Source organism: Elstera litoralis (assembly GCF_000963705.1).
Taxonomy (GTDB): Bacteria; Pseudomonadota; Alphaproteobacteria; order Elsterales; family Elsteraceae; genus Elstera; species Elstera litoralis.
This window is the reverse complement of sequence record NZ_LAJY01000268.1, coordinates 1-3511: the sequence shown is the minus strand read 5'-3', so window position 1 is coordinate 3511 and position 3511 is coordinate 1. Positions and strand designations below refer to the sequence as shown.

Genomic DNA, 3511 nt, shown 5'->3' with positions numbered 1-3511 from the left:
CGGGAGCATTAAAACATTTAAGGACGGATTTTTTGAATGCAGAGAAATCAAATTCCAAACGGAATCCGGTTGCATCATTAGCATACGTACGCCATCTATCAATATGATTGTCTTCATGATATTTTGAGAACGAGATCAAAAATTTATTTAGTTTTTTATCGCCAAAACAATCTCTTGCCTGTCTTATAGATATCATCGTCACGTATATATCGAAAAGAAATTCATTTTCATCTATATCAATAGACAGTTTTTCATAATCAGAAAAAAAATTCGGATCTATATAAACCCCCTGACCGTACAGATTATCTAGAGTGGAGATTTTTTCTCCATAATTTGCAGACAATAAGTGCTCTCTTATAATTAACATTACGAATGAATATAATTCATAACCGTCATGAGGGTCATTCATATAAGAAATGTGAGTAGCCCAAAACTTCTGCTTCCCAACAATCCCAAGCAAAGAATCCAATGTAGTATAATGAACCAAAGTGGGAATTTCTTTTTCCCCTGGAAAGTACGGTTTCTTAAAATAAGACTCAAAAGTGGATAGGTTTTTATATTCGGGTTCCAGCATTTTGTTCCGCCCCAGCAAAACAGAAATTGATATCATTCCCACGGTCCAGGGGGAGGCCTCCCCCTGGCGGGGTGCGGGGCAGCGCCCCGCGAAGCCCCTGCCCGACCGCGCTACTTCGTCTCCGCGAACAATTCCCGCCCGATCAGCCAGCGGCGAATCTCGCTGGTGCCTGCGCCGATTTCATAGAGTTTCGCGTCGCGGAGCAATCGGCCGGTGGGGTATTCGTTGATGTAGCCGTTGCCGCCGAGGCATTGGATGGCTTCGAGCGCCATCCAGGTGGCTTTTTCGGCGGCATAGAGGATGCAGCCGGCGGCGTCTTTGCGGGTGACGGTGCCGCGGTCGCAGGCGGCGGCCACGGCGTAGACGTAGGCTCTACTGGCGTTGAGGGTCACATACATATCGGCGAGCTTGCCTTGCATCAGTTGGAACTCGCCGATGGGCTGGCCGAACTGGTGGCGGTCGTGCAGGTAGGGGATCACCACGTCCAGGCAGGCTTGCATAATGCCGATGGGACCGGCGGCGAGCACGACGCGCTCGAAATCGAGCCCGCTCATCAGCACGTTCACGCCGCGCCCGACGGCGTTCAGCACGTTTTCTTCCGGGACTTCGCAGTCTTCAAAAACGAGTTCGCAGGTATTGGAGCCGCGCATGCCGAGCTTGTCGAGCTTTTGGGCGGTGCGGAAGCCTTTGAAGGTTTTTTCCACGATAAAGGCGGTCATGCCGCGCGGCCCGGCGTCGGGATCGGTTTTGGCGTAGACGACGAGGGTGTCGGCGTCCGGCCCGTTGGTGATCCACATTTTGTTGCCGTTGAGGATGTAGCGGTCGCCCTTTTTATCGGCGCGCAGGCGCATGGAGACGACGTCCGACCCCGCGCCGGGTTCGGACATGGCGAGCGCGCCGATATGCTCGCCGGAGATGAGTTTCGGCAGGTAGCGGCGCTTTTGCGCGTCACTGCCGTTCAGCTTGAGCTGATTGACGCAGAGGTTCGAGTGCGCGCCGTAGGACAGGCCGATGGAGGCCGAGGCCCGGCTAACCTCTTCCATCGCCACCGCATGCGCCAGATAGCCCATGCCCGCGCCGCCATATTCTTCGGGCACGGTGACGCCGAGAATGCCGAGATCGCCCATTTCCCGCCACAGGTGGTTGGGGAATTCGTTCTTCAGGTCGGTTTCGGCGGCGATGGGGGCGATGCGGTCAGCCGCGAAGCTGCGCACGCTGTCGCGCAGCATATCCAAATCTTCCCCAAGGGCGAAATTCAGCGACGGAAAATCATTCGGCATGGTCGGGCTCGCTTCGTTAGGCCGTGGGGGCCAGATTCATCAGGGTTTGCAACGCGCAGGCGCAGAGGCTCAGCGCGCCATTGCGCTCGCCGTAAATATCGACCTCGGTGACGGTCAGGCTGCGCCCGGCGCGTTTCACCTTGCCGTGGCCGATGAGGCGGGAGCCCAAGGCAGGCTTGAGGAAATTGGTTTTATATTCGACGGTCAGCACATTATGCCCCGGTTCCGCCACCGACCAGGCGGCGTAACCGCCCGAGACATCGACAAAGGCCGACACCGCGCCGCCGTGGAAGAAACCGTCTTGCTGGCAGAGATCGGGCCGAGACGGCAGCACCAGGGCACATTCGCCGCGCGTGGCCCAGAGGATGCTCACGCCCATCGATTGGGTAAAGCTTTGACTGGCCAGCACCTCGGTCAGATGAGCCAGCACGGCTGCATCGCTGTCGGTCGTGAGCGCAAAACTTTCCGCCATCGTCTTTTCCTTCCCCGGAAGACGCGGCGGCTTTTCAGCTTTGTTCGGCGGTTTGGTCCGCCAAAACTTTACGCGCGCGTCACTTTACGGAGAGCTTGCCACCATCGCCCAGCGCAATCAAGGCCTCCGTGCAATCGGCCTCCACCCGGTCCATGAAATCCAGCAGCACATCGATATCCTGCTTTTGCGCCATGAGGGTTTGGCGGCGTTTACGGATTTTATCGAGCAGCAGATCGAGCTGCGCGCGCTGGGCTTCCCCCGCGTCGGTCTCGTTATCATACATGTCGATGATTTCGCGGATTTCGTCGAGCGATAGGCCCAGCCGCTTGCCGCGCAGGATAAGTTTGAGCCGCACCCGGTCGCGCGGGGAATAGACCCGGCGGTTGCCATTGCGGCGCGGGGTTATCAGGCCCCGATCCTCATAGAATCGAATGGCCCTAGGGGTGATGTCGAACTCGGCGGTCAGTTGCGCGATGGAATAGCTGCTGCTCATGGGGGCAGCATACCGAAGTTTCCCGTGGCGTAAAGTTAGGCAAGCGCATAGCCGCACTTTTGACATAAAAAAACCCGGCGAGGGAGGCCCCCGCCGGGTTTTCATCAGAGCGTGAAGCGCTTAGGCAGCGGGCTTCATGATCTTTTCGACGGCCAAGGTCACGCGGGCCTGGATCGGCTCGATGGCTTCGTTGGCGACCTTCATCGACAGTTCGGTGATCTTATTGCCTTCGGACACGAGCTTATCGAAGCTGGTCTTGGCGGCTTCGTTTTGCAGTTCGATGGCCTGCTTGAAGTTGGTGACGCCCATCAGCGCCTTCGTGGTGGCCAGCGAGGCTTCCACTTGCGACTGGGTCAGGGCGGCGACCGACTTGGTGATTTCTTCGGTGCCTTTGACGAAAATCGTCGAGGCCTTCACGAAGGCTTCCACATTATCCCGGCCGACCGACGCGAAATCGCCAAAGCCACCAAAGCCGCTACCGAAGCTGCTGAGGAAGCCCTTGCTGAATTTTTCGAATTGTTCTTTGGCAGTCGCGAAAGTCTGTTCGGCAGTGGCCATGATGCTGTGTCCTTGTTTGAAATTAGGGAAAGGGTCTGAGGTGATCGCGGGGGCCACCTCGGGTTCAGGGGCCGGGGGAACCGTTTCAGGCGCGACCGGCACCGCAACCGCAGGCTCGGCAACCACGACCTCGG

General features: G+C 57.0%; 5 protein-coding genes. All 5 read right to left on the bottom strand.

The annotated features are described in order from the left end of the window. On the bottom strand, positions 1 to 574 hold a 574-nt coding region (locus tag VZ95_RS24075; protein WP_198148239.1), incomplete at its 3' end, for a DUF2971 domain-containing protein. A 110-nt stretch (positions 575 to 684) separates the two neighbouring features. After that, entirely contained in the window at positions 685 to 1854 is a 1170-nt protein-coding gene (locus tag VZ95_RS11005) for an isovaleryl-CoA dehydrogenase (protein ID WP_045775880.1), read from the bottom strand. 16 nt (positions 1855 to 1870) lie between these two features. Beyond that, complete coding sequence (locus tag VZ95_RS11000) at positions 1871 to 2326, bottom strand: PaaI family thioesterase (protein ID WP_052711682.1); 456 nt, start codon at positions 2324 to 2326, stop codon at positions 1871 to 1873. A 79-nt stretch (positions 2327 to 2405) separates the two neighbouring features. Then, positions 2406 to 2819, bottom strand: a complete 414-nt coding sequence (locus VZ95_RS10995) for a MerR family transcriptional regulator (protein WP_045775879.1) — start codon at positions 2817 to 2819, stop codon at positions 2406 to 2408. A 120-nt stretch (positions 2820 to 2939) separates the two neighbouring features. Further along, positions 2940 to 3511, bottom strand: a 572-nt coding sequence (locus VZ95_RS10990) for a phasin family protein (protein ID WP_052711681.1), incomplete at its 5' end; no start/stop codon positions are given.